The 3472-nt window shown below is 59.0% G+C and carries 2 protein-coding genes and 1 pseudogene; all 3 read right to left on the bottom strand.

Translation table 11 applies throughout. The features are described 5' to 3' along the window. Nucleotides 1-354 (bottom strand): annotated as a pseudogene (locus AC5DC2_RS21465) (IS3 family transposase); the annotation flags it as partial. Nucleotides 355-495: 141 nt separating this feature from the next. Further along, on the bottom strand, nucleotides 496-2685 hold the full coding sequence (locus AC5DC2_RS21460) for a putative bifunctional diguanylate cyclase/phosphodiesterase (protein ID WP_491699954.1): 2190 nt from the start codon (nucleotides 2683-2685) through the stop codon (nucleotides 496-498). A 27-nt stretch (nucleotides 2686-2712) separates the two neighbouring features. Continuing rightward, complete coding sequence (locus tag AC5DC2_RS21455) at nucleotides 2713-3105, bottom strand: DNA adenine methylase (protein WP_024707172.1); 393 nt, start codon at nucleotides 3103-3105, stop codon at nucleotides 2713-2715. Nucleotides 3106-3472 lie beyond the last annotated feature (367 nt).

Here is a 3472-nt window from a genome sequence, read left to right as displayed (position 1 = left end):
CTCGAGCCAATCGGAAACATGCCGCCCGCCAAGGCGGAAGAGCGATATTATGCCACCCGAGATGCTGGTATCGGCAATCAGGCACAGGTTTTCCCGGCAGCAATCATCAATCACCGCCAGCATGCGGAGTTTGCGGGACGCGCCGAAGCTGTCCGACAGGAAATCGAGTGACCAGCGGGCGTTGGGATGAGCGGCCTGCGGCATCGGCGAACGTGAGCCACGTGCCCGTTTCCGTCCGCGTCGGCGTTTTACCGACAACCCCTCTTCGCGATAGAGCCGATAAAGCTTCTTGTGGTTCATGATCATACCCTTGCGCTCAAGCAGGACGCCGATCCGGCGATAGCCAAAAATGCGAAACGACTTAAGCCGGCATGGTCGGTCGAAGACGCCGAAACGGCAATCGAGGTTTAAAGCGACGCGATGCAGAAAACGACAGGGCCGACCGCGCCGGCAACAAGCGCACGCCACGGCGACGTCCACGCGCCGCTCTTGCACTCAGCCGGGCGAGCTGTCGGGAGAGCGAGTGAGTTCAATGTCGCGAAGAGGAACGGGCTTCGAGTACAGGAAGCCCTGAAGGCTGTCACAGCCAATCCTGATCAGACCGGCGTCCTGAAATGACGTTTCAACGCCTTCCGCGGTCGTCTTGAGGCCACTCGCGTGGGCCAGCTCAACAATGGCCCGGATTATAGCCTCATCGCCGGCTTTCTCGCCGAACCCCCGTACGAAGCTTCTGTCGATCTTGATGCGATCGACATTCAGGGTTCGCAGCCGGCCAAGCGACGAGAAGCCAGTCCCGAAATCATCAATCGCGATCTGCACGCCTATTGCACGCAGGGCGTCGAGATTCGCGACGACGGCAGAGGCCTCGTCGGTCGCGGCTGTTTCAGTCACCTCCAGTTCGAGAGCCTGCGGCGACAGTCCGGTGGACAACAGTATATTTTTGACTTTTGCGGCGTAGCCTTCGTCGCGGAGTTCGATGCCGGACACATTGACGGCAACGGACTTCCCGGACCACTCAGCTGCGGCGGTGCAGGCCTCCCGCAAGACAAACGCGCCGACAGCCTCGATCAGCCCGGTTTCTTCCGCTATGGGAATGAACAATTCGGGAGAGATCGAGCCGAATTTGGGATGTTCCCAGCGCAGGAGCGCCTCGTACCCTTTGACCCGATGGTCGCGAGCGCCAATAATGGGTTGATAGTGAACCTGAAATTCATTGCCGGCCTTCAGGGCCGCACGCATATCCCCTTCCATCTCCTGGCGCCTGCTGAGCAACTGGTCCATACTCTCGGAAAAGAAGGTATACCGGCTGCGGCCGGAGTTCTTCGAAAAGTACAGGGCAACATCGGCCCTCCGAAGCAGGCTGACACGGTCACTGCCATCGCGCGGCGCCAGCGCCACTCCAACGCTCACGCCGACAAACACTTCCTGGCCGCCGAGCACAAAGGGACGGCGGGCAGAATCGACTATGCGCTGGCAGATACCATCGACTTCCCCCACGCTGACCTTTCCCCTGAGCATCACGGTAAATTCGTCCCCGCCGACGCGCGCAACGACATCGCCCTGACGCACGATAGCCTTCAAACGTTGACCGAATTCGCGAATCAAAGCGTCACCTGAAGGGTGACCGAGCGTATCGTTCACTTGCTTGAACCGATCCAGATCGAGGAACAGAAGGGCGCTCGCCCCTCCCTTGGTCAACTCGACATCGACGTACTCGTTGAAATAGTTCCTGTTGGGAAGTTCGGTCAACGGATCGTGAAGCGCCATGTACCGGATCTGCTCCTCGCTCGCCTGCAGCTCTTTTGAACGGTTGTGATAAAGGAACAGAGAGAACGCGATCGCGCAAAGTGCCAATACAATAAAGGCGGACAAAACCGGGATAAGCTTTGATAGCATCGTTTCACCCGGGTGATGGGGATGCCACACCATGTATCCCAAAACGGATCCATCAGCCGCATAGAAGGGCAGGCTGGAATAATGCGGCGCATCGCTCGCCGTCCATGAAAAATGCAGGTCTTCAAACAGATAGTCGGTCTTCAGCTCTTCGATCAGGCTTCCGTCAAGGAAGCGCACAGCCACGTGAACGCTTTCCTCACCGGGTATCTGTTGAATGTCACCGGTATCGGAAACGATTGGCTTGACGCTGACGACAGCGGGACGCCCCTGGATGACGGCTAAATCAGACACGCCGGGCGTGAGCACGGTATCGCTGACCTGGCTGTCGTCGCCCACCCGAAGCTTGTCGCGAAGAGCAAGAACCAAAGGCAGAGCTTCGTCTTCGACTACGCCAAACGCATCCGGAGCCCTCGGTCCGCCATCCGCAAACGCGTAAACAGCTTGATTCGAGGGATCGAGAACATAGGCCTGATCGAGTCCGAAGTACTCATGCATCCAGGCTCCAAGGTTATTATCCATCCATTCGCTGTCACGCGCGCGCACCTGTTCGACGGCATCGTCCCATACAGTCACACTTTCCTGGTTGTGGGCGACCTTGGAACGCAGTTGCGAAACAACGAGTTGAGCCAGACTAGCCTGTCGATTGTACGAAACGCGATCAGCCTCCTGACCCGCCCAGATCAGGAGCCCCAAGACGCCAAGGCCGATGCAGCCGGTCAACACCAATATTGGCAGGGCGCGCTTGAGAAGGAAGCCCGAGTATTTGAGAGAAACTGTCTTGCTGCGCATTTTCGAAACCTGCCATGTAATTAAAAACTATGAAGGAACACAATCTTCCGCACAAGAGAGTGTCCCCGACCTCTTGTCCGGAACAGCGCACCAGCCTCGCCCCGCGCGGCTTGGCCGGAGCGGTATTCCTCCCCAGAACAGGGGAAGGTATCCGTCTGGACGAATATCCTTTCCGCCCGGCATGAACACCTCGCCCACCGGCTTCTGCCCGCCGCCGCCGATCATGTAGTCGAGCTTCACATCGGCGAACTGAAACGCCGAGAAGCGCTCCCGCGCCTCCGGCCGGTCATTCAGCGAAGGGATGAACCGTCCCTTGATCCCTGCGAGCCGCTTCGCCATTTCAGCGAGGCCGGCACGCAGGAAGCTGTCCCTGCTGCACCACGTCTCGCAAGCCAAATAGGGCGGGTCGAGCCGGAACAAAGCCCCCTTCCCTGTGGTAGCGGTCGATAAAGGCGCGCCAGTCGAGGTCTTCGATGACGACGCCGGAGAGGCTTTCACGCACCGCGTCGCCAGCGCAGGCAACCGGGCGCGGCGCGGATTCGTCATGCTTGCCGGACGGGACCATGAATATTAATGGCGTTGTTCGTGGCCGCGACGTATATTCGCCCTCCCTAATGAATCGGCAGGGTGCAAAGGTTCTTGGGGTTTGGAGGAGAATATCATGTGTCAGGATTGTAAAGACAGGGCCGTAACCAGGCGCAATCTGCTCAGGGGCGGCGCCGCTGCTTCGCTCGCGCTTCCCTTCGTTTCGAGCGCGTATGCGCAGGAGCCAGGCAGTGCGCCGATG

The organism is Martelella sp. (genome assembly GCF_984369615.1).
The sequence above is the reverse complement of the archived record's forward strand: the minus strand, read 5'-3'. Positions and strand labels throughout refer to the sequence as shown.

Coding starts and splice junctions, on each gene's coding strand:
- AC5DC2_RS21460 (WP_491699954.1), bottom strand. CDS start 2,685: ATGCGCAGCAAGACAGTTTCTCTCAAATACTCGGGCTTCCTTCTCAAG.